Origin of the sequence: Nostoc favosum CHAB5714 (assembly GCF_020829495.1) — a bacterium.
Classification (GTDB): Bacteria; Cyanobacteriota; Cyanobacteriia; order Cyanobacteriales; family Nostocaceae; genus Nostoc; species Nostoc favosum.
This window is the reverse complement of sequence record NZ_JAIVFQ010000027.1, coordinates 26,196-49,696: the sequence shown is the minus strand read 5'-3', so window position 1 is coordinate 49,696 and position 23,501 is coordinate 26,196. Positions and strand designations below refer to the sequence as shown.

The window sequence follows — 23,501 nt, the reverse complement described above, 5'->3', positions numbered from 1 at the left end:
TTGTTTTCTGAGAGTGATAGAAGAGGGTTAATATGTAAGTTTTTACTTTAGTGTGCGTTATTTATTTCAAATTAGGCACATTTAGAAGCTTTTTGTTTACGCTTTATCCATGCTCCCAAAGCACTGACAAGAGCAATACCGCTAGCAGAGGTGGGTTCAGGAACAGAGGTAGGTATAGATGGTAAAGCGTCCAACTCAACCAGACTAGCACCCTCGAAAGGCTGTATATTAGTTCCTTGCGTAACTTCAAGCCGCCAAGACTGTGCGGTTATATTGCCAACAAGAGATGGGATTATCAGATCGAGGTCTTCTGGGAGTGCTGCATTGTTACCAGTCTGTAGCGCATAATTGGGATTAATATTTCGGTTAGCTACAACAGTCTCAAAAACGTTGTCAGAATTTGTGTCAGCCAAGAGTGAAAAATTGCTCATCGCACGACGAAAATCGAAAAATTCGCCATCATTGTGGGCAAATAACCTTACACCACCGATTGTAACCGGGGAAGCAGTGGCAAACTCAATGAAGCTGATTGAGCCAAGACCACCATTACGCATAAGTGTATGACCGTCCTCAAACCCTCCACTTGTACGAAAAGCGTTAGAGGATGTTTTAAAAGCCCCAGAAGGTATAATTTTGCTGTTCTCACTTGGGTTAACTTCGACGATAAATCAAGGTTTTAGCCATGTACTGAGATACTTGACTGTACTAACTAGGAGAACAAAAGACCCTTTTAAAACATCCTCTTAATAGGATCAATGATTGTGTCGTCATTCGTGATCACTGTGCCTTGTGTAGAATCGAACGCATCGGTAGAAAGCGTGCCTGGTACAATATCTGCTTTTGCTACTTCTATAGTTGCAAGAGAAAGAACAACGCCAGAGATAGCAAATCCTAATTTTATTAAACTTTTGATCTTTGATTCCTTATGCATAAGGCAAATAGCATCATAGTCTTGATTAATAATGAGTATATGGGTTGCAACATCATGTTTCAATAAAAACCGAAAAAACCGATAGTTTTGTATGAAGATTTGATTTAAAACCAGTAAATAACCGTAATTTTTATCTCGTTTGAGTAAAAGACCTTGACAGGTTTACTGCCAAGGTCTTTTATTACTTACTTATTAAACATTACTCGTACTGCTAACAAGTTTCTCCCCTTTCAACATCCGCGCCGCAGCTTCAAGTAGAGCTTCTTCGAGATAAGGCTTGGTAAAGTAGCCACTAGCACCGAGTTGAGCTGCAATTTGTCTGTGCTTGTCTGCACCCCGCGAGGTGAGCATAGCGATCGGTAAGTGGTTGAGGTTAGAGTCTTTCTGAATGCGGGAGAGTAACTCCAGACCATCGCAACGGGGCATTTCGATGTCGCAAAATACGATATCGCAAGGCAGACCGGAGCGGAGTTTATCCCAAGCTTCCTGGCCGTCACGCGCCTGTTCTACACGATAACCTGCCTTATTAAACGTTAGGGAGAGCAACTCTCGGACTGTAATCGAGTCATCGACGATCAGCACTGTCGGGTCAATCTTCGCAGGAGAGGTGTCTACGGGAATCCCTTTCTGTTGCCAAGAATTGCCACCAATTTGTGTAGAAATCCGTCCTTGGAAGATGTCAATTATTTCTAGTACATCAGCAATGGGCATAATCCGACCATCACCCAGGACTGTAGCACCAGCTACACCAATGGGTTTAGGCGCTGGCCCTTCAAATTGCTTAATTACAATTTCTTGTTCGCTTAACACTAGGTCAATCTGTAGAGCAATTAGGGTATTTGCCGATCGCACCACGACCACAGAAACCATATCATCATCTCTAGTGCCACCATAGACATTGCCGCGACTGATCTGGCGATTGAAGGTTAAAAGTTCCTTAAGGGGTCGGAATGGCAGCACCGTATCGCGCCAGGAAATAAATGATTCCCCATTGGCATCGTGCTGGATATTTTTGACTGGTATATCCAGCGTATCTTCTACACCGTCCATCGGGAAAGCAATCCTGGCTCGATCAGAGACGCAGCAGAGAGCTTTACAAATACTCAGAGTCAGTGGCAGACGGATGGTGAAGGTGGTTCCCTTTCCGATCGCAGAATCGGTGTTCACTGTCCCCCGAATTTCGCTAATCTCGGAGCGCACTACGTCCATACCCACACCACGACCAGAAATTTCATCTGCTTGGTCTTTGATTGTAAAACCAGACTGGAACAGCAGATCGTAGACTTCCAGGCGAGACATGGCTTTTGCCTGCGCTTGTGTAATCATGCCAATCTTCACCGCCTTAGCCTTAACCTTTGCTGAATCGATACCTGCGCCATCATCGCCTACAGAAATGATCGTTTGGTTGCCTTGGTGGAAGGCACGGATAGTAATGATTCCTATGGCTGGTTTACCAGCAGCTTGCCTTTCTTCTGCCGTTTCAATACCGTGAGCGATCGCATTATTCAGCATGTGAGTTAACGGATCGGTCAGATGATCCAAAATCATCTTGTCAATTAAGGTATCGCCACCTTCGATCACCAACTCCACTTGTTTGCCACACTTGATGGCGTTGTCGCGCACTCCTCGCCGCCAGCGATCGATAGTTTGGGCAAAAGGCACCATTCGCGCTCTTGTTAATCCCTCTTGTAGCTGGGTAGTTACTTGGCGGAACTGCCTTGCTACTCGCTCGGTTTCTTCGGTAACAAAATCAATGTCACTTGCCGACTCACGCACTCGCACAATGCGTTCAATCATCTGCTGGGACAGGGTATGGAAGGGAGTAAAACGATCCATTTCTAACTCGCTAAAACCCCTATCGGCATTGGAATCAGCTGCTTGTAAGCCGGAGTCTTTGTTTTTGCGTCCAGCTAATAGAGAAGCTTCTAGTAGCGATCGCTCGTACAACTCCTGCATTCTTGCGCCTACATCCGAGAGTTGTTGTACCTGAATTAGCAAGTTATCTAATGACTGCCGCAGGCGTTCATGATCCTGCTCTAAGGTATTGCGATTTACCACCAACTCCCCAACTAAATTACTCATATCGTCCAGTTGCTTAACTGGAACCTTCATCGTTTCTTCAAATCTCGCAGCTCGACGAGTAGAGGGACGGGGAATTTTGTTGGTGTTAGATTTTACTGATGGTGAATGGGATATTGTTTGATCCGCTTCTGCCAGCAACTTCTCCAAATCACCAAATTCATCTGTAGCTGGTGATGGAATGGCATTTTTCGCCAAGACTGGTTGATTGTTGAAGGGCTGGCGTTGGCGTAGCCCGTCGTAGACATCGCTGTTGTTATCTGTACCTAGCAATTCTTCCAGAGCTGCAAAATCTACTTCTGGTATCTCCTTAGCTTTGGGGTTAAGTGCTACTTCCTCTCCTAGTAATGCTTCCAAGTCTGCAAAGTCATCTTCTGGAGCAACTACTTCAACGTTTTTTGTCGTTACCAATTCTTCAATTGAGGTAACAATAGCGTTTTCGCCCTCTGAACCTGTACCAGTGTCAGATGTCTCTGCTAGATCCCACAAATCGGTTTCTACACCTTCCTGAATAACCGTTTGTGAATCAATTGTTGTCGCACTTTCTCCTAATTCTTCCTGGTTTATTGCTTCTGATATAGCAGTTTCTGTAAACAATAAATCATTTGCAAAACCAAGCTCTGTATCTTCAATATCTCTGTTTTCTGGGAACTCAAAGGCAGTTTCTAAGTTATTCTTCGGCTCAGTACCTAAAACTTCTGGGCAAGTCTTGGCTAAATCTGAAGTTTCCCCAAAATTAATATTTTCTATAGCCGATAGTTCATCCACAGTATTATTATCTGTGGTTTCCATCTGAATATAGGTGGATGTAGCGACATCTTCAAACAGCAGTTGCGGATTTTCATCGAAAGAGTCGAATGAATCATCTGGCTGTGCTTGAAATGATGCTAAATCTGAAGTTTCCCCAAAATTAATATCAAGAGAAGTTTCTATAGCCGATAGTTCATCCACAGTATTATTATCTGTGGTTTCCATCTGAATATAGGTGGATGTAGCGACATCCTCAAACAGCAGTTGCGGATTTTCATCGAAAGAGTCGAATGAATCATCTGGCTGTGGTTGAAGTGATCCTAAATCTGAAGTTTCCCCAAAGTTGATATTTTCTGTAGCTGATAGTTCATCCACAGTATTATCTGTGGTTTCCATCTGAATATAAGTGGATGTAGCTACATCCTCAAACAGCAGTTGCGGATTTTCATCGAAAGGGTTGAATGAATCAAGTTCCAGATCAACAGCAGATATCTCTGAGGGCTGATTAGTAAATTCTGGAACAAAATCTAAAGCTTCTGGTTGTTGCGATCGCTTGATAATTTCTTCCCCTAGATGCTGCGCCAACAAAGGCGTTTCAGGCGCAAAGGGCTGTATGCGATCGCTGATTGCAGGGGAAATACTTGGGTTACTCGGTGTTAACTCATCAAATAAATCATCTCCAGAATCTGATGAGAATATCAAATCTAGCTGCTCTTGGTGCTGGAAATTGAGATCAAAATCTTCTTCTATGTCAAAACTGGCTATAGGAGAAGGTATTGGCTGCTGACTGTCGGCAAAAATGTCATTAGTTGCAGCAAACAAACTCTCTTCTAACGCCCTTTCCACATTTTGCTCAATTAAGGAATTGAATTCGTCCTGTTCCTCTGTGGTTTCCTGGTTCCAGAAGTTGCTCAGATCATTTTCTGATTCAGAAAACTCAGGTGCTGTTGTTGGAGATGTATCAAATAAATCACCAAGTTCTGGTTCACTTGTAGGCAGTAGTGTCTGTTCTTCCATTTCAGCAAATAGGCTGTCTAAAGACAAGCCTGTTTCCTGGGGTAATTCTACGTAGTCACTAGGGGTAATTTCTTCTACCCAATTTGCATTTCTAGTTTCTAAGAATAAGTTATCAAAACTGTTTTGTTGGTTGGTAGATAGTTTCACAGAGGCGTTCACCTCTGTTTCTGGTTGAGTTACTTCGCCTGTAGGTAATAGTTCTATATCATCATCTAGCGTCAGTGTCAATAAATCTTCAACCACATCGTTTTTGTTGACATCAGGAAGCAGGTTTGTATCACTATAAATATCAATAAATTTTTGTAAATCTTGGGAAGAAGAGTCTAAATTTATATCAAGTACGTTAATATCGCTTAACTCTAAAGTCGTAGGAGATGTTTGTTGATTTTGCGATTCTGAATTCTCTTTTTCTAGGAAATTGTCGCCAAATAACAAAGATAAATCTTCTGTAGTGGCTGTGGTTGTTGGGTGCTGCTCGTTGCTTGTATCTTCATCAAAAGAGAGGAAATCGGATAAATCGCTATTAGCATCCTCAGCGTCTGTGCTGCTGAAATCAATTCCAAAATCATCCGTGGCAACAATATCTAAGGTTTCTTGTTGATGCCAGCTTTCATCTAGTTCGGGAGTATCACCGTCAAATAAATCGGCAAGGGTATTTAACTCAGCTATTCCTACCTCTGGGCCATTGGGGTCAAGATTGCTACTGATTGGATGTACTTCTTCATGTGTGGTGAAAGTAAGACTAGTGTGAGTAGCAGCGTTTAGTGGTGTCCCTTGTTGAATATAGGGGCGATCGCCCTTGACGTTGGCGTAGCCAGACGCTCGCGGACTTGCTAACGTTGCGTGATCGCTAGTATCCTCGTCTAGATTAAGTTCTTCAGTTGTCTGGGCTAGGTTAGTTATGACTAACGGCTCGCTGTTAGCAGATCGAATTGGCTCTGAGGCAATTGATAATTCTGTCAAAGCCGCAGACTGTTCGTCAAACAAATTAGGGGTAACTTCTAATAACTCAATTTCTGCAAAGTTCAAAAGCGCTTCTAGTTGCTGACTAATTGCAATTTCGGCTTCCCTACCTTGCAAGACTAATTCTTGAGCTTGCTTGATTTCGGTAATGACAATTTTAGCTAAAGTGAGATAGGTATTTTCAGGATTGCCGATCGCACTGGCTGCTGCTTGACACAAACCACACCACTTGGACAAATTCCAAGTTTCACCAAGTCTAACTAACTGGTAACAGCATTCCTGAAGGTTTTGTCGAGTTGAGGGTGTTGTTGTTTGCTTAAACAGTTGCAACATTTCCCGCAGTCTTTGCAGCACCTGGGCTTGAAATTCGCCCCAATTATTTTCTTTGGCGGTGAGAGGCGATCGCGCAGCATTGTCTCGCACCTCTTGGGGTGTTACTGAGAGTGATATTTCTGGAGATTCCTGATGGGTGTCTTCTGGCAAACTGGGAATATCTCGCCGCAGGAAAAGTTCTGTAAGTGTGGAGACATTCTCTACAGAGGTTGTGTGTCGTTCTGTTGTGCTAGCTACTCCATTTTTTCCTTGTTCTACAAGTAGTTCCAGATGCTGATACAGCCATTGAAAGACTGGCTCAGTTTCTGACATCAAAGTATTAGCTGCATCTTCAGAAAGACCATAAGGCCCGCTCAAATGCTCTAACAGCGCTTTCAGGGTATCAGATACACCAAGAAATAAAGACTCTAACTTTTGGTCAATCTGAACCGGATTATCTTTGAGAACTTTAAAACAATCTTCCAGACGGTGAGAGGTATGCTGGATGCTAGTCAATCCAAGCATCGCCGCTCCTCCTTTGATGGAGTGAGCCGCCCGGAAGACTTCACTGATCATTTCCGGGTCGTTCAGTGTACCCTCTAAATTCAGCAAGCCCTGCTCAATGGTATTCAGGTGATCCCTGGCTTCTTCGATAAAGTAACCCAAAATCCGCTGTTGTTGTTCCGGCAGCATAGCAAAAGTTATGAGTTATGAGTTATGAGTTATGAATTATGAGTTATGAGTTATGAGATGTGAGTTGTGATTTTTATTTCTAACTCCTCACTCCCAACTCCTAACTTTGTTACCTGGTTTCCGTAGTTTCCACTCGGAAACGTTCAACGGAGGCGATCAAGTCACGGGATACACCAACTAAGTGTTGTAGCGCACCTGAAACTCGCTGTGCTTCCTGGGAAGTTTCTTGCGCGGTGAGTTCTACTGATTGCATTACGTGAGCGACGGCGCGGGAAGTTTCAGTTTGTTCCACAGTGTCGCTGGTAATTGAGCGTACAAGAATATCGATGCGATTCGCCACTTGAATAATGTTTTCGAGCGATCGCTTCGCTTCTTCTGCCAATTTTGTACCTTTAATTACTTGTTGTGTGCCTTCTTCCATCGCGGTCATTACAGAGCCTGTTTCGCTTTGGATTTGCATCACAATTTGTTCAATTTCCTTCAGAGATTTAGCAGATTTGTCTGCTAACTGGCGCACTTCGTCTGCTACGATCGCAAACCCGCGTCCAGCTTCTCCCGCCCTTGCCGCCTCAATACTAGCATTGAGTGCCAGTAAGTTTGTTCTCGAAGCAATTTGGGAAATCAACGCCACAATTTTAGAAATTTCTTGGGAAGATTCCGCTAACCGCTTCACTTTTCGAGTGGTTTCGGCAACGGTTTCTCGAATTTCCAAAATCCCCGCCACAGTATTTTCTACTGCTTCGCCACCTTTGAGAGCGATCGTACTAGCATCACGCGCAACCGTTTCGGCTTCCCGCGCCGCCTCTGCTACCCGCTGAATCGAGTCAGTCATTACTTGTACAGAATTGAGCGTCACTGCCAACTCTTCTGCTTGGCGCAAAGCATCACTAGATAAGGCTCTCGCAAAAGTTTCAGAGTTGGTTGCACCTTTTGTTACATCCTTCGCCGCCACTTTTACCTGTTGCACAATATCCCGCAGGTTTTGAATTGTCAGGTTAAAGGCGTCAGCTACCGCTCCCAATACGTCGGCTGTCACTTCCGCTTGGACTGTTAAATCACCTCTAGCAGCTCCTTCCACATCATCCAAAAGGCGAATCACTTGGCGTTGCAGGTTTTCTTTGGCTTCCTCTTGTTCATCGGCTTTCCGTTGGGCTTCATTTGTAGTCGTGAAAATTACCCGTGCCATTTCATTAAAGCCAGTAGCTAAATGGCCCAATTCATCTTCGGAAAATACTGTGGCTTGAGCATTCAAATTTCCTTGACGCACAGCCTCAAACTGAGCTTGGAGATCATCAGTTGTGCGCCGAATTTGTTTGAGTGCAAGATTTCCCATGACACCTGCGGTGGTAAAACCTGCAATCCCAGCTGCTAATGACATTGCCCAACCTGTGTTCCGCACTGATTCTCGTTGTTGGGCTGGCGAAAATGTGGTAGCGACAAAGCTAACTGTGGCTACAACCAGTGCCGAGACAATGCCCACACTTCCAGCAATTAACCATTGTTTCCTTTCTATGGAGGCATTTTCTAATGGTGCTAACCATCCTTGCTCAACGCTGACGTTGGGTTCTAGTTTTGAGACATCTGTTTGGCTAAAGACTGGAACTTCTTCATGGGAACCAGTCATTGTGAATAATTCCTCTTCGCGATCGCTAGCTGCACTACTTGCAGAAGCTTCCACGACTTGAGAACGTCCACTGCCACTAGTTTCTGATGAAGCAGAATGCATTGCTAGATCAGCGAAGTTAGAATCTCCTTCGAGCAGGTCAAACCCTGGAATGTTACCTAAATCATCAAATTCCTCAAAGTCATCTAAAAATTCTATATTGCTTTTAGAATTTTCTCCATTCAGTATATTGTTTGAGTCTTCATAAGGGCTTAACCCTTCTGAGCCAAAGGCAGACTCAAATGCTTCCATATCAAAATTATCATCGTCATCAAAGCTATTTTTACCGATAACTTCGCCTGATTTAAACTGCTTTTCTTTTACAGAAAAATTGTTGCTAAAAGACGAAGCATCATCAGATAAATTCGGCGCAAAAGCTTCTTCATCTGCAAAAGTTTTTGATTTCAACCAATCGGGTGCTTCGGTTTCAGGCAAATCATATTGACTGTTGCTATTTGTTGATGAACTATTTTTAAGTTCTTCTTGAACAATAAATAAAGTTTCGTCTCCCAAACTAGATTTTGTATATTCCAAGTCTTCATTACTAAGCTCTGGGGACTTTGGCTCACTCAATAAATCAGGGAAATTATTCTCGTTATTCCCAGTTTTGGAATTAGAAGATGAAGAGTTATTATTGTCAATAGCTGAATTCCCGCGATCGGAATTTTTCCCATTATCTGAAAAATGACTATTTACTAATGATTCTTCGTAGTTCTCTTCTGATATATCTTCCTGCCAGAAAGCAGGCAACTCTAATTCTGCTTTCTCCTCCCATTTGCTGTTATTTAACTCTTGTTCCTGTAGTTCTTCATTGAAAGCAAAAGGATCGTCACCATAAGCTGTAGAAGAATCTGATATTTGTCTCGTTCCAATACTATCTTCTGTTGGTATATCAAATGGACTTTTTGAAGATAGTTCCTCAACGCCATTTACAGGTTCTTGATGCTCTCCAAAAAAGTTCAAATCAAGGTTATTGCTGTCAAAATCCTTACTAGCGCCCAAATCTTCTAATTCTTGTTCGCTATATACCAGTGCATCAGACATCTCTGGGGAATTAATTTGCTCTTGACTATCTGATGTATCAATTTCCCCACCGAATGATTGTAAATATTGATTGATATTCTCAATTCCATTATTGGCAAAACCAATAATTTCTTGATCGTCAGTCAAGCGTAATACCTGTTGATATTCTTCTTTTGCTACATCGTACTGCTGTAAAACATAGTAAATGTGACCCCTTAGCAAATGGGAGTTGGGGTCATTTGGTAAATTTTGCACCACTTGGTCAACTAAAGTGGCGGCAACCTCATAATTCCTTTGAACATAGGCGGTCATCGCCTGTTGATATGTTGGCTCGTAATTATCAATACTTGCTGCCATTTCCTCCTCCAATTTCATCCTGCCCACCTAGCACTCCGTAAAATTGCCATTTGATCGAGCAGTCGTAGACACTGATTGTTTTTAGCATCTAATAACCACTCTCCACGTAAAAAGGGAGCCATAGTATCTGGAACACTAGTTGGTGGCATGAGATTCTGGACATCCAACCAGTCCATGCCACCAATTTCCTCTACTGCTAAACCCACTATTGTGTCTTGCTCTTCAATGGCAATCACCGAAATTTCAGCTCTATCCGTGTTTAATGCACTTGCTTCCCCAAGAAATTGACCCAAATCAGCTACCCAAATAACTCGACCTCGTAAATTTAGAGTACCCAAAAGTAAAGGAGAAGCATTAGGAATCGGAGTGATTCTATCAGGACTTAGTTCAATTACCTCCCGAATGCCAGTTGCTTGTAGTGCAAACTCCTGATGCGAGGGAATGTAAAACCTCAAATGTAACTCACCTTCAGGACTTTCTACTTGTAATTCTGGTCGGAAATGGTCTTGACCACTGCCACTTAAAAAGTCCGGTTTGCTGACCATATTGCTTTTGTCCTTATCCTCGCAGCAGTTGTTTGACTGTTCCCACCAACTCGGTTGGTTGAAAAGGTTTGGCTATGTAAGCGTCTGCACCCTGCTTCATGCCCCAATAGCGATCAAATTCTTCGCCTTTGGAAGAACACATAACCACAGGGACATTTTGGGTTTTTGGATCGGATTTTAAGCGCCGACAAACTTCGTAGCCGTTCATTCGGGGCATGACAATATCCAATACCACTAAATCGGGAGGTGCTATTTGAATTGCCTCCAATGCTTCTAATCCATCACTGGCATGGGTTACTGTTAGGCCAGTTGCTTTCAGGAGGTCTGTAATCATCTCCCTTTGCGCGATACTGTCTTCCACAATCAGAACTGTACTCATAAGTGTCTATTTACCCCCTGATGTAAACGTTCCTATTTGGAACATTCTTTGATTCCCCCGCAAGTATTAACTGTATAAATTAATTGTATGTTCTCACTATTTTCCTGGATATTGACGTTTCACTAAGTTGGCTGACTCTGTGATAACATCTTTTAACTCATCTTTTAGTAGATCAACAAATCTTGGATCACTTTATATGCTCCATAGATGAGGGAGATGAGGGAGATAAGGGAGATGAGGGAGATGAGGGAGATATGATCAATGCCCAATGCCCCATGCCCAATCCCCAGTCCCCAATCCCCAATTTTCATTGGTTGTTGATATATTTCTCTACGAGCATAAGTAACTCAGTGTCTGTAAATGGTTTTGTTAAATAATCTGTTGCCCCGACCATACTAGCTTTGACTCGATCAATAAATCCATCTTTACCAGTGAGCATGATAATTGGTGTGAGCCGAAATGCTGTTGAATGTCGCAGCATGGCGCAAACCTCGTACCCCTCCAATTCCGACATGGCAATGTCGCATAAAATTAAATCCGGTTTTAGTTGAAAAACCAGACTCAGTGCCTCTAAAGGATTGGTGAGAGCGATCGCTTCATAACCTTGTGCTTGTAAGATGGAATTTATAGTTTCACCGATGGCGATCGCATCGTCAATACATACTATTCGCCCCCTGTGTTTTCCCTTCAATTCCCCGTTATCAGTGTGGGGATCTGGTTCAGTCGTAACTGAATATACTAGCTGTAACCAACTCTGTTGCACGTATGGATATATTGCCTTAGCGACTGTCAAAATGTCTCGGTTGAGATAGCGAGCTAGTTGACGCAAGGATGTTTTACCATCAGCCCAATGTTGTAATTTCTCCACAGTTGCTTCTGGTAGGGAGGATTGTAGCTGAACTTTGTCAGATAGTACTGGCAATTGTTCTGGAGACTGAATGTGTGGATACAGTTGCTTCCACTCTTGCACCTGCTTCGTAATTTTTGTAACAAATGGAGCAATCTCGAAAGTGTTTAATTGCGGGGCAAGTGCCGCACCCTGATGGAAAATGAAGTTCCCTTGGTGTAAACTCAGCAGGTCAAAGAGGGTTTCATGTACCAAGCCGTGAATGATACTACCAGCTATCTTGGGGTTGATAATATTTCGCTCCAAGAGTGCCCACAGATAAGCATACTCTGGCGCGTCGGTTGATGATAAAGAGGCAATTTGTTTGTCGGTAAGTCGCATCTCGACTCGATAATGACGTAAATAATCGTTAATTCTGGATAAACTACTCTCACCTTCTTGGCAATAGATAATTTGACCATTGAGGAAAAAGACGAACCAAGACTGTTGTTTGAGGCGATAAATGCTTGCTCCCTCTCCACTCAGTTTGTTGTTATGGTGAGAGCTAGTAGCTCTCACCCATAGCTGCCCAGTTCGTTGTCCCAACTCAATCAATTGCAAGATACTGCAAATATCAATTTCATTTAAATTTCCCTGCATTTAGCTAAAAAATACTCCTTCTAATGCGGTTAATATTATTTTTAAATGGGTTTGGGCTTAAGTTGACACATACAAGCAATGTTCCCTACGATCTGTTGCATCCAAAGGAGAATTGCTATAGATTCAGCTATAAAGTTTAATCTTTCGTAATACACTTTGACAAAGCTAGTGTTAACACGGAAGTCATCATCACTGTCATCAGTACAAAATATAAAGGCGCGACCAACTCGCTTTTATAAATATCAAGACGTAATATCTGGCGTCTATAGTTTTGTCTGTCTTGTTCTCCTAAACTTCGGTTCAGTGAGAGAAGTTAACAGAATTATTTAAGGTATATCCCAAAACATAAACTTTAAGTGCATCAATAAGGACTAACGGTGTGCTGTATTTAGCAGAAGTACAAAAACAGAAAGGTGGTTTACTCAGTGGCGGTGGCAAAACTGAACTGAAACTACTAGCTTGCCAGCGAACTGACCAGAATTGGAGTCCTGTGTCGGAAGAAGTGATTGCCGCTGAAGACGCAAGCAAATTAAATGATGGTGCTTTGGTACTGGTTGAACTGAATCCAAATCGTCAAGTGCAGCGGATTCAAGAAGCAGGGCGGCCACTAGTCAACATTTTGCAGAATTTTTCCCGCCAATTGGAGAAATTTAAGCTCAAGGAAGATGAAATTGATCAGTGGAAGCAATCGCTGACGTTTCAGGCGCAAGAGTTGAATCGCCGTGAAATGGACATGGAAGTACGCTCAGAACAGTTGCAACTATTGGAGGAAGAGTTGCAACAACTAGAGGAGCAAAAACAGGAAGTTGACACATCCCGCCAGGAAATTGAACGGTTACAAACAGAAGTTGAGCGCAATCGCCTAGAATTGGAAGGCGCTTGGGAGCATTTGCGGGGTGAGCAGCGCCGTCTGGAGGAACGTCTTGCGGATTTCCCACAGGGGACGGTTTTAGATGAGGAGCAAAGTCGGGTAATGAGTGAGTTACTCGATCGCTTGTCTAGTCGTGTTGCTCCCACGGAAACAGTAAGAGAACACCTCCATCTGGCCTTTGAATTGGTCGAAAAGCAGCAAGCTATTCTTACCCCGCACTGGCAAAAACTGGAGGAGCAAAAAACTGCGATCGCACAACAGCAAGAAGAAGTCGAGCTATTGTCACAAACCTTTAGCGATCGCCAAAATGCACTGCAACAAGCACAAAATTCTCTAGTCCAGCAAACAGCCCAATTGCAGATAAACACAGCAGACCTTACCAGCAAGCAAGAGTATGCTCGGATAATCAAAGAGCAGTTACGCAACGCCGAAGAGTTATATCAACAAATTCACTCTTTGTCCGCAACGTCTGGTGGTGTAGTTCTCGGCCAGCAAGCTGATGTGGAAGCTTTAGAGAAAATGCCTTTAGAAGAACTGCAAAAGATAGTTCAAGACTTGCAGTATAAGTTAGAAATAGACGCTAGCTTTGTTCACGATCAAGAACAAGAACTGAAATATAAACAAGAAGCTATAGAAGAACTGCAAAATAAATTAAATCACGCATCTGACCATGACCATATCAATTTGGAACTGGAACTAACGGATGAAAAAGACCTCTATCAGATGCTAAACTCCAGTTTGGTGGGACAACGCCGCAATATGTTACAGCATCAAAAGTTTCTCAAGCAACACCAAGCTGTATTGCTACGGCGACAAGGACATACTGTTGTTGATGAAGAAGAGGGTAATAAAGTTAATTTAGAACCGATTCTGTTACAAATTGAAACCCAGCGACAACAATATTCACAGGAAATCCAAAAGCTGGAACGTGAGATTGATCAGATTCGTTCTGGTATTGAGCTAAATCAGGGAATGATTGACAATCAAACTCACGATCTAGATGAAAAGCACCAAGAACTGAAAGCGATCGAGGAAAACTTACTATCCCTAAGAAGAACAACTGCTGAATGCTGTGGTCGAGTGAATCTTTATCAAGAAGCACTACAACCAATTCAGGATTCTTTAGATGGATTACGGCAAAAGCTGCAAGGAATTGGAGAATCTTTAGAGCAATTCCAGGAAACTGGTTATTATCAAATCCAAGCGATCGCTCAAATGCGTCATACTCTCCAGAGTTTAATGTCTCAGCCACAATTACTAGCGTCTTAGCAAGTACTTGGGCTTTAGCCAAGCTAAAGCCCAAGTAGGAACTACGAACTTAGTTATTATTTCATAAATAAACTAGATTCTATATGAAAAAACTCTCCCAGCTTACGCGCTTGTTCTGTATTTATTTTCTGTTGTCCATTTAAAATATTATCAACCAAATCTTCTGTCCCTAAAACCGCTACTAAATCATCTCTACTTCTCTCAGATTCATCTAAAATAAATAACAACATAGATACAGGATTATTCTGCTGGCTTGGCTGATAATATTCTTGTTCAAACTTTTCAATTAAAGTAATTAATAAATGATAAAGTTCGTCTTCTTCTGGGGTACGTTCCCGGTGCATTAAATCTTCTACTATCTTTAAAGCTTGTTCATTTTCAACTTCACTTTTTATCAGCTTGGGAAGATAAGCTGTTAATAATTCTTTGTATTTATCTGGATTAAAAGTAAGGGTCATCTTTCCAGTTATCCTTATCATATTCCGCATGGGTGAGGATATACTTAATATAAATTAACTGCCCTTCATAATCTATACTAACAATCAAGCGATATTTATTTCCTTTAATATTGAAAACTGTAAAATTACCAACAGCTTCAGTTTTAGGAAAAACCTGCTGTACTTCAACTAAATTTAACCATTTCGCTTTAGTAACAACTTTATACCAATTACTTAGTGCTTCCTGACAGTCTGCATGGTTTTCTCCATATTCTCTTAAAATTATAAAACTAATAATGTGCATCGTCCCTGATAACAAAAAGACTTTAAATAACTATTTCAAGCAGATCCAGTCGCCTTCTACTTGAGCGATCGCACCACCAGGAAATGGATCAGTTTGCGATCGGTTGGGCGCTATAATTAGAGCCGTTAATTTTTCGATGTGTTCAAAACTAGGGGCATCAGTCAGTATTTGCTGCAACACCTGACGCATCACTCGACGTTGCAGTGCCAATGGTGCTTTCTGCAATACCCGACGATTGAATCTCAAGGGAGGAAGAGAATCTTCTTTATGTCCCATGTTCATCGCCTCTTCCCGCAACTCCTGGGCAGATTTTTCTAAATATTCCACTTCCGCTTGGAGAAGTTCTGCTGTTTGGGCTAAGGCTGATTCTACCTGGGGATTGAAATTTTCCCGCAAATATGGTATTAACTCTTGGCGAATGCGGTTGCGGGCATATTGCAAATCTTGATTGGTGGAATCTTCCCAAATTGGTAATTTAAACTCTTGACAAAATTGCTCTGTTTGTGTGCGAGTAATTTCTAAAAGTGGACGCACTAGCATAATGCCTGTAGTTAGCGGGCGTTGCCAAGTTAGGGCTTGCAAACCATCAGCACCAGTACCGCGAATTAAATTGTAGAGGAGAGTTTCGGCGCGATCGCTTGCGGTGTGTCCTGTAACTATATATTGATAATTATTTGCTTTGGCGATCGCACTTAAAGCTTGATAGCGCCAATCGCGTGCAGCAGCTTCACTATTTATAGGTTCGTTCGCTGTTTCTAAATAAAAGGCTATACCCCAAGTTTTAGCTAAATTTTCAACGTGATGAGCATTAGCTTCGGAGTCAGAACGCCAACGATGATCGCAGTGGGCAATACCTAAATCCCATCCCCATTTGGATTGTAAATCTAAAAGTAATTTTATTAAACACAGAGAATCCTGTCCGCCGGAGACAGCGATTAATAGACGCTGGTTGCGCTCAAATAAGTGGCGCGATCGGATGGTGCGATGGATTTTTGCGTGTAGAGGAGTCCATACCATTTTGGTTTTTTACCGCAGACGGACACAGATAATTTTCTATTGTATCGGCGTGCATCTGCTTGTATCACGAATCGCTAATATGCTGTGACTATGCCGACATAACAGCATTTTGAGGAGATCCAAACTGAAGTTAAAAACCGCATCATCTGACAAATAGTAACATCAGGGAGAAAATAATACCATTTTGGATTTTGGATTTTAGATTTTGGATTGGAAACCGCTTAGTGTATCAGGGTTTTCTCTGTCCATCTGTCACAATCATTTTTAAAATTGGTATAACTTGACTTAGACCGCACTCTAAGAGCTACCTTGGTTTTTGTGATGACAAAAGACCTTACTATTGAGCAAGTCGCAGCACTCACCAATCTTAGTGTGCATACGCTGCGTTACTACGAACGCATTGGTGATGTCCAAAGCAAAGCAATGACTCTGTGGTGGTTAGGACATTTGACAGAACAACAGGGTGAATACCCTTCTTCTGTCACTCTCCGAAAAATTTTTCCATTTCTGAATTCTAGAGCTTTTGTATAGGAAGCGATGGCTCCGCCCGCCCAGAAATAAATTTCTGGGCTAATAGCCAAAGTCCACTGAAGTGGACTGTGATTTTTTACCTGTAAACTAGTAGAAAAAGACTAAGGTTTTCAGACTTTAGTACCCTTGCTCATTGGGTATTAGTTTTCTACTTGTTTGAGCTTTTGAAAAATTTCATCAAGTGGTGATTCTGATTCATCAGGACAAAATTCTAAAGCAAGTCTCACTTTTCCTTTTTTCCATCCTTGAGTACTGAATTGCAAAACCTCACAATTTAATCCTTGGGTATACAAATTTACCTCATCTGTTTCTTCTGCTCCAATATATTCCTTAATTGCTGTAATCAAATCACGGACTTTAAAAGTTTTAGCAATATCTAATTTATTAAAGGTGTCTGGTTCTATAGACACAACTTCATCGTGATTTAGTCTCTCGAATCCATCTTCCATAAAAATCTCCTGTCACTAAATCTATACTTTCCACAGATTTAGCAGTTCATCCGAAATAATTCCCAAGAGTTGAAGAAGAATTCAGAAATCAGAATTCAGGAGTCAGCAATCTTGACGCTCGTTCCGACGCTACGCTATCGCTATCGCTACGCTATCAGTCGGGGATTCAGACCCGCCACTTTCTTGTTAAGCACCAAATTTTCTTGTTTTGTGGGGGTGCAAAAACGCCGATTATTCAGACGCGACGCTCGAATACTCGCTCATAGCGTTGCCATGCCGAAGGCGTTGCCTCTCGTAGAGAAGGCTTTACGCTGCGCTATCGCCGACTCGCTCATAGCGTTGCCATGCCGAAGGCGTTGCCTCTCGTAGAGAAGGCTTTACGCTGCGCTATCCGCCAGTCGTAGAGAAGTCATTTTGAATTCTGACTCCTGACTCCTGAATTCTGTTGGATAAATAATAGTAAATTTAAATTTGCTCCTTTGTCCCTCTTTGCCAGAGGTTATGGTGTACACACAAGTCTTTGATGCAATTTAAGATTTTTGCCCAGCCCCTAAGATACCTCACCTGGTTTTGCTACGCCAAACCTGTCCCTCTCCTTATTAAGGAGAGGGATTAAAGATAGGACAGGGTGAGGTTTTTCTTTTATTTTGGGTAATTCGATCACTGGTGTATAGACGGTAGCCACCAGAGGAGAGGGGTTACGGATGAGGTTACTAAAAGAACCAACCGTAAGAATGCAAACCTTTACCCAAAAGATTCACACCGAGATAGCAAACCCAAACCACAACAAAGCCGGTGGCGGCTAAAATTGCGGGACGACGCCCTTGCCAACCGCGAGTGATTCGGGCGTGAAGATAGGCGGCGAAAACTAACCAGGTAATTAATGCCCAAGTTTCTTTGGGGTCCCAACTCCAGTAGGAACCCCAAGCTTCGTTTGCCCAAACGCCACCGGCAATAATACCAATTGTCAGCAGGGGAAATCCTAGCCCGATGATGCGATAGCTGATGTTGTCGAGGGTTTCGGCAAGGCTAAGGCGCTGGGGTGAAAGAGGTTCGGCAGATGCTATTTGAGGCTCAGAGGTAGTTACTAAACCCAAAACTGCGGTGTTACCGTTACCGTTGCCGTTGCTACTAGTTTCAAAACGAGCAAAGCCGTTATTTTCGGCAGAAGGGGCTGATGGTTGAGAAATTAGCTCAGATGCTTTGTTTAAGCGGTAGCCGTTGCTGCGATAGCCACCAGTACCTACAGAACTACCTTGTAGTTGGATGTTTTGACCGCGAGTCACAACTAAAAAAGCGATCGCTAATAACGAACCCACCATCAAAGCAGAATAACTCAACATCATAACGCTGACATGCATCATCAGCCAATTTGACTTCAAGGCAGGTACTAGCGGTTCTGACGCTTGCATCTGGGATGGTAATGTGATGGTAGCAAAAGCAGCGATCAACATTGCCACAGGAGCTGTAACAACTCCTACTAAGCGGCTACGGCTACCACTTTCAGCAATTAGATGGACGGTGGTAATTCCCCAAGTTAAGAAAAACAGGGATTCATAGAGATTACTTAAGGGAAAGTAACCAGCTTCTATCCATCGTGCCCCTAGTAGAGTCGCCATGCACAAATTAGCGATCGCCATCCCAGCTGTCCCCAAAGCGGCTAGATAAGGCAGATTCGGAAAAGCCGCTCCTCCCCAATACACGAGCATTGTTAGGAATAATATGGCAAAAGAGGCATTGTCCAGCCAGTTCTGGAGTACAACCAAATTCATAAAGTCTTCTCTCCGTGGATGATTTAAAATATGGATTCTGACTGTTCTGATCCTATATGCTTAGAGGGTCATGGGACAGGGGAAAGTTAGGAGTTAGGAGTTATGAGTTATGAGTTATAAATTAATAATTTTTAATAGCATTTCCTTTTAAGGTTGCTACAGATGATATCGCTCTGAAGTAAAGACACACCAGACGCGAAGATTGTTGTATGGCAAGATTTTTGAGAATTAGTACAACTCCTCACTCCTGTACAGACGCGATTAATCGCGTCTACTCACTCCTGTACAGACGCGATTAATCGCGTCTCTACTACTCATATCATGTCCGCTTGATTGCTTATTAAACCCGAAGAACCCCACCCCGCCAAAGCGTAGCTTTGTCTCCCCTCCTGCTTGCGGGGAGGGGCTGGGGGTGGGGTGTAATGGCTATGGTTAGCATAACTATTTATGCGGACATGATATCACTCCTAACTTTTCATATTGCTGTTATGGAGAAGTCGTAGGTGGTGTAACAGAACTGCTCTTATTACTTTCTGGACTAGGCAAGGGAGTTGTGTTCCTAACTTTTTTGAGTGCTAGAAAAATGTCGTAGATGTTACTGCGACTGTCGCTGACGGCGGATGTCATCCCAATTGAGCGCGTTGCAGCTAGCAAAGTTTGTTGATTGGGAATTAGAGTTGGTAAAGGGAAATTTTTCACAGTTCGTTCGACATCCAGAAAAAATTGACCATTTGTTGGATTTGGTTCTGTAGGAACTGTTTGTTGGAATGGAAGAGTGCTAGCTAGTGTGTTGTTAGGTTTGGGAAGAATTTTATCAGTAACGGGAGCGCCCACTACTAGAAAGGCGACATCTCCATCTAACCAGCCGTGGGTGGCAGTTAAAGTACCATAGGGTGAAACCCAGTTAACAACGGGTTGACCTGCGACTTTTGCCGGTTGGACTTGGAACTGGTATTGATTTCTCATCACTTCATCGAGCTGTTTTATGGATGCTTCAGCTGATTGGCGATTGCTTGTCTGTACCATAAACAGTAAACCGACACGAAAATCATCTGGTGAGCCTTGTTTTGGAGTAGTAGGAATTAGTGATAAGGAAAACTCGCCTTTCATCCAACTGAGCAAATCCTTATCTAAATCGAGATCGGTAAGCGATTTTATACCACCTCTGATCTGTTCTGGTGCGATCGGCGAGAGGGGATTTCTCTGAGATGTTAAAATGTAATCTCCCCACAACCTCTGTAAGTTACCACCAGATAGCATCATTAAGGTTTCTGCTGGTACGCGGCTTTGCATTTTCCCAGCTTTGTTTTCTACCGCCAGCACCCGTTGACTATTAGGGTTTAACCAAGAAACGCCCTTGAAGCGGATTCCTTCTGCCTCTAAGGTCATTGTCCCCGCTAAACCTTGGTTATTTTGCAGTTGAGCCAAAACTTGAGCAGGTAAAGGGCGGTTTGGAGAAGCTGCGGCTATTTTAGCTGCTGTTGGCACATTGATATAAAACTGTCCAAAGGGTTGGTAGTCGGCAATTTTTGGAAAGTTCTCAGCAAAGCCCCCTGTTGTGGCTAGGGATGTTTGATTTTTGTAAGCATCAATTGCTCGTTCTGTGGCTTTAGGACTATCAGTTATAACTAAAAAACGCCCATCTAGTAATGCTGCTGAGAAGTTTTCTCCTGCTTGTCCCTCACTCTGTTTAATGGCGATCCCTTGATAAATACGGTCAATCCATTTGCGTTGTTTAAGGGTTTTAGGTTGTGCCAAAATGTTTTTGGCGATTTCTGGGTTTTTCACTGGTAATACCATTACCATCGACTGCTGATCGCTAGCAGTATCTTCATTGGTGGTAACTGGTTTGGGTGCAGCTTTACTCGCTATTGCTGGGGCAAGAATTGCGATCGTAACGTCATTGCCTACCCAAGGAGCGATATCTTTCTGGAAGTCGTAACCATTGTTAGTTAGAAAGCGATCGCGCAATTCAACTAAATTTTTGTCCAGTTCTGCTTGGGTTTCTTTTGTCCCAAACTCCCGCAATTTCTGCCACTGCTGGGGATCTGTTGTCAGAGAAACCGCAAACAGGGCATCACCAGGAATAATATTTGCACCTACTAGCAAATCACTAGAAGATCGTTGTCTCTGGCTTAACAACCAGTATGCTGCACTCCCCGCACCAATCAATAGCCCAGCAACCGAGAGCGTCAGCACCAGAGACGGTTTCTTATTTTTCTTCATCGGAACAGACACAAGAGGCGGTGCCATTGAAACCTATACCTTATACTTGCAAACTTATTACTTGCTTGATTAGTCAAGTACACCAACAGGTTTAACCATTCTTTAGGGCAGCTAATTAGATTAAATTTTTCCACCCTAGATGTTGATGATACTTCGGTAATCAACTTTCTTTAGTCTTTTAAAAGCTATGTTTTTAGTTCAGTTACCATTTTTAACACGCTTTTTTGAATTTCGTAGGACGTTTCCCTGAGATTAATTCTTTTGTCGGAAAGTTTCCGCAAGTAAATCTGTTATTCCAAGCAATTTGAGAATATAACTAACTGGGCAAAACTGCAACTCAATTTCAGCGACTTGGCTTTATGTGGTTGCGATATGCGATCGCCTACGGCGGGTGGGTACGCGATCGCCCCACCTCACAAGTGCAGTATTTTTTGGGACAATGCGATATAGCTTTGCTATACCGTCAGGCTTATCATTTACCTATACTTGCAACTCAAACCCAGGTAGTATATCTTCTCCAGAAACAATTGCTGGCATTTGCACAACTTCTACAGCTTTCAAAAGTCGGTAAATTTCAACTCTTGCATCTTGAGGATTAATCAGCCAACCCAAACGCAGACCATTTTTAATGTATTCCTGCATTTTCTCTTGAATCGGTGCAAGCCTGTCTGTCTCCGATCGCAGTTCAATCAAAAAGTCGGGTACAAGTGGCGGAAATTTTTTTCGTTGTTCTGGTGTTAAAGCTTCCCACCGCTCCAATTTTACCCAAGCAGCATCAGGAGAACGTTTTGCACCGTTGGGAAGTATAAAGATAGTTGAAGAACTAAAAACTTTCCCTAATTTAGCTTGACGATTCCAAATTTCTAAATCAGCGATCAGTCCAGCTTCTTGATTTCCGCTTTCTCCTCCTACTGGTGGCACAATTATTAATTCTCCGGTTGCATTCATTTCCAGGCTTAAATCACGATTGGCAATACACAACTGATAAAATTGCTCATCAGTTAAATGAGCAATTGGTTCTAGATTTAGCACAACAGTATCCATTAAACCTTTCCTTATGTCTTTGTTGCTAACATCAGTAGGAAATTCTTGCTTGTTGGAAGATTTTTTGAGGTGTAATTTGCAACCTTCCTATACTTGCAACTCAAATCCAGGTAATATATCTTCTCCAGAAACAATCGCTGGCATTTGTACAACTTCTACAGCTTTCAAAAATCGGTAAATTTCAACTTGACGATCTTGAGGATTAATCAGCCAACCCAAGCGTAGACCATTTTTAATGTATTCCTGCATTTTCTCTTGAATCGGTGCAAGGCTGTCTGTCTCCGATCGCAGTTCAATCAAAAAGTCGGGTACAAGTGGCGGAAATTTTTTTCGTTGTTCTGGCGTTAAAGCTTCCCACCGCTCCAATTTTACCCAAGCAGCATCAGGGGAACGTTTTGCACCGTTGGGAAGTATAAAGATAGTTGAAGAACTAAAAACTTTCCCTAATTTTGCTTGACGATTCCAATTATTTAAGTCTGTAATTAAATCTGCTTCTTGATTTCCGCTTTCTCCTCCTACTGGTGGCACAATTATTAATTCTCCGGTTGCATTCATTTCCAGGCTTAAATCACGATTGGCAATACACAATTGATAAAATTGCTCATCAGTTAAATGAGCAATTGGTTCTAGATTTGGCACAATTATTAATTCTCCGGTTGCATTCATTTCCAGGCTTAAATCACGATTGGCAATACACAATTGATAAAATTGCTCATCGCTTAAATGAGCAATCGGTTCTAGATTTAGCACAACAGTATTCATTAAACCTTTCCTCGTGTCTTTGTTGCTAACATCAGTAGGAAATTCTTGCTTGTTGAAAGATTTCTTTAGGTGTAATTTGCAACCCTTCAAATAAAGAATCTTCTAAACTATCAGTACCGCGTTTGGTTTGAGGGAGAATATCAGGATAAAAAATAGTAATAGTTTTTGCTCTAGAATCAATAATCCAAACTCGTTGAACTTTAGCTTTTAGATAATCAGTGGCTTTTTCTGTCATTTCTCCGAAAGTTTGACCAGGAGAGATAATTTCAATGACTAATTCGGGTGGAACAGGACAAGCCTCATCTTGCAACCAATCAGCAGAAAGACGATTATAAGAAACATAAGTCAAATCTGCTACAGGAACCCAGTCTTGTTGATTTCGTGTTAGCTTAATTGCCCATTCAATTACAACCCGCCCCTTTCCTTGCGCCCATGTAGACAATAGTATAAATAATGCACCTGTTATAGAACTATGAAAAAATTTTGGTGCCATCTCATCGTTTTTGAATTTGGGAACAGCTTCTCCATCAATGAGTTCGTAGGTAATATCTCCTTCGGGAAGTGCGAGAAATTCTTCGAGGGTGAGTTGGGTTTTGAGTGGAATCATGGTTGAACTTGGGG

18 protein-coding genes are annotated in these 23,501 nt (G+C 42.4%); 2 read left to right on the top strand and 16 right to left on the bottom strand.

The window, feature by feature from the left end:
- Positions 1-71 precede the first annotated feature (71 nt).
- The 7 genes from LC586_RS18650 to LC586_RS18620 all read right to left on the bottom strand — a co-directional run bounded on the left by LC586_RS18650 (position 72) and on the right by LC586_RS18620 (position 12,198).
- Positions 72-554, bottom strand: a complete 483-nt coding sequence (locus tag LC586_RS18650; protein WP_229486221.1) for a PEP-CTERM sorting domain-containing protein — start codon at positions 552-554, stop codon at positions 72-74.
- A gap of 176 nt (positions 555-730) precedes the next feature.
- On the bottom strand, positions 731-931 hold the full coding sequence (locus LC586_RS18645; RefSeq protein WP_229486220.1) for a hypothetical protein: 201 nt from the start codon (positions 929-931) through the stop codon (positions 731-733).
- A gap of 192 nt (positions 932-1,123) precedes the next feature.
- The gene (locus LC586_RS18640) at positions 1,124-6,745 is read right to left on the bottom strand and encodes a hybrid sensor histidine kinase/response regulator (protein WP_229486219.1); all 5,622 of its coding nucleotides are present in this window, start codon (positions 6,743-6,745) and stop codon (positions 1,124-1,126) included.
- A 109-nt stretch (positions 6,746-6,854) separates the two neighbouring features.
- Complete coding sequence (locus LC586_RS18635; RefSeq protein ID WP_229486218.1) at positions 6,855-9,788, bottom strand: methyl-accepting chemotaxis protein; 2,934 nt, start codon at positions 9,786-9,788, stop codon at positions 6,855-6,857.
- A gap of 14 nt (positions 9,789-9,802) precedes the next feature.
- Positions 9,803-10,333 carry a chemotaxis protein CheW gene (locus tag LC586_RS18630; RefSeq protein WP_100898751.1) on the bottom strand — a complete coding sequence of 177 codons (531 nt, stop codon included), beginning with the start codon at positions 10,331-10,333 and terminating at the stop codon, positions 9,803-9,805.
- Between the two features lie 13 nt (positions 10,334-10,346).
- The gene (locus LC586_RS18625) at positions 10,347-10,712 is read right to left on the bottom strand and encodes a response regulator transcription factor (RefSeq protein ID WP_069073698.1); all 366 of its coding nucleotides are present in this window, start codon (positions 10,710-10,712) and stop codon (positions 10,347-10,349) included.
- A gap of 307 nt (positions 10,713-11,019) precedes the next feature.
- Complete coding sequence (locus LC586_RS18620) at positions 11,020-12,198, bottom strand: response regulator (protein WP_229486217.1); 1,179 nt, start codon at positions 12,196-12,198, stop codon at positions 11,020-11,022.
- 379 nt (positions 12,199-12,577) lie between these two features.
- Here LC586_RS18620 and hmpF point away from each other — a divergent pair, with 379 nt between their 5' ends.
- Positions 12,578-14,338, top strand: coding sequence for a pilus motility taxis protein HmpF (hmpF, locus tag LC586_RS18615; RefSeq protein WP_229486216.1), 1,761 nt, complete (start codon positions 12,578-12,580; stop codon positions 14,336-14,338).
- Positions 14,339-14,394: 56 nt separating this feature from the next.
- On the opposite strand, the gene LC586_RS18610 is transcribed toward hmpF, so the two are convergent.
- From LC586_RS18610 to tilS, 3 genes are read right to left on the bottom strand one after another with little or no spacing between them, the layout of a single operon-like run.
- A complete protein-coding gene (locus tag LC586_RS18610; RefSeq protein ID WP_229486215.1) occupies positions 14,395-14,796 on the bottom strand; it encodes a helix-turn-helix domain-containing protein in 402 nt (133 codons plus the stop codon).
- Positions 14,780-15,079, bottom strand: a complete 300-nt coding sequence (locus LC586_RS18605) for a type II toxin-antitoxin system HigB family toxin (RefSeq protein WP_229486214.1) — start codon at positions 15,077-15,079, stop codon at positions 14,780-14,782. Before LC586_RS18605 ends, LC586_RS18610 begins: the two co-directional genes overlap by 17 nt.
- Positions 15,080-15,109: 30 nt before the next feature.
- Positions 15,110-16,096, bottom strand: a complete 987-nt coding sequence (gene tilS, locus LC586_RS18600) for a tRNA lysidine(34) synthetase TilS (RefSeq protein WP_229486213.1) — start codon at positions 16,094-16,096, stop codon at positions 15,110-15,112.
- 321 nt (positions 16,097-16,417) lie between these two features.
- On the opposite strand from tilS, the gene LC586_RS18595 reads away from it, so the two are divergent.
- Entirely contained in the window at positions 16,418-16,627 is a 210-nt protein-coding gene (locus LC586_RS18595) for a MerR family DNA-binding transcriptional regulator (RefSeq protein ID WP_229486212.1), read from the top strand.
- Between the two features lie 140 nt (positions 16,628-16,767).
- On the opposite strand, the gene LC586_RS18590 is transcribed toward LC586_RS18595, so the two are convergent.
- The 6 genes from LC586_RS18590 to LC586_RS18565 form a co-directional block, all read right to left on the bottom strand.
- Positions 16,768-17,076 carry a KGK domain-containing protein gene (locus LC586_RS18590; protein WP_190937299.1) on the bottom strand — a complete coding sequence of 103 codons (309 nt, stop codon included), beginning with the start codon at positions 17,074-17,076 and terminating at the stop codon, positions 16,768-16,770.
- 713 nt (positions 17,077-17,789) lie between these two features.
- Complete coding sequence (gene ccsB / locus LC586_RS18585) at positions 17,790-18,848, bottom strand: c-type cytochrome biogenesis protein CcsB (RefSeq protein WP_229486211.1); 1,059 nt, start codon at positions 18,846-18,848, stop codon at positions 17,790-17,792.
- Between the two features lie 486 nt (positions 18,849-19,334).
- Entirely contained in the window at positions 19,335-21,101 is a 1,767-nt protein-coding gene (locus LC586_RS18580) for a DUF3352 domain-containing protein (protein ID WP_229486210.1), read from the bottom strand.
- A 453-nt stretch (positions 21,102-21,554) separates the two neighbouring features.
- Positions 21,555-22,118, bottom strand: a complete 564-nt coding sequence (locus LC586_RS18575) for a Uma2 family endonuclease (RefSeq protein WP_229486209.1) — start codon at positions 22,116-22,118, stop codon at positions 21,555-21,557.
- Positions 22,119-22,205: 87 nt separating this feature from the next.
- Complete coding sequence (locus LC586_RS18570; protein ID WP_229486251.1) at positions 22,206-22,784, bottom strand: Uma2 family endonuclease; 579 nt, start codon at positions 22,782-22,784, stop codon at positions 22,206-22,208.
- A gap of 127 nt (positions 22,785-22,911) precedes the next feature.
- Positions 22,912-23,487, bottom strand: a complete 576-nt coding sequence (locus LC586_RS18565; protein ID WP_229486208.1) for a Uma2 family endonuclease — start codon at positions 23,485-23,487, stop codon at positions 22,912-22,914.
- Positions 23,488-23,501 lie beyond the last annotated feature (14 nt).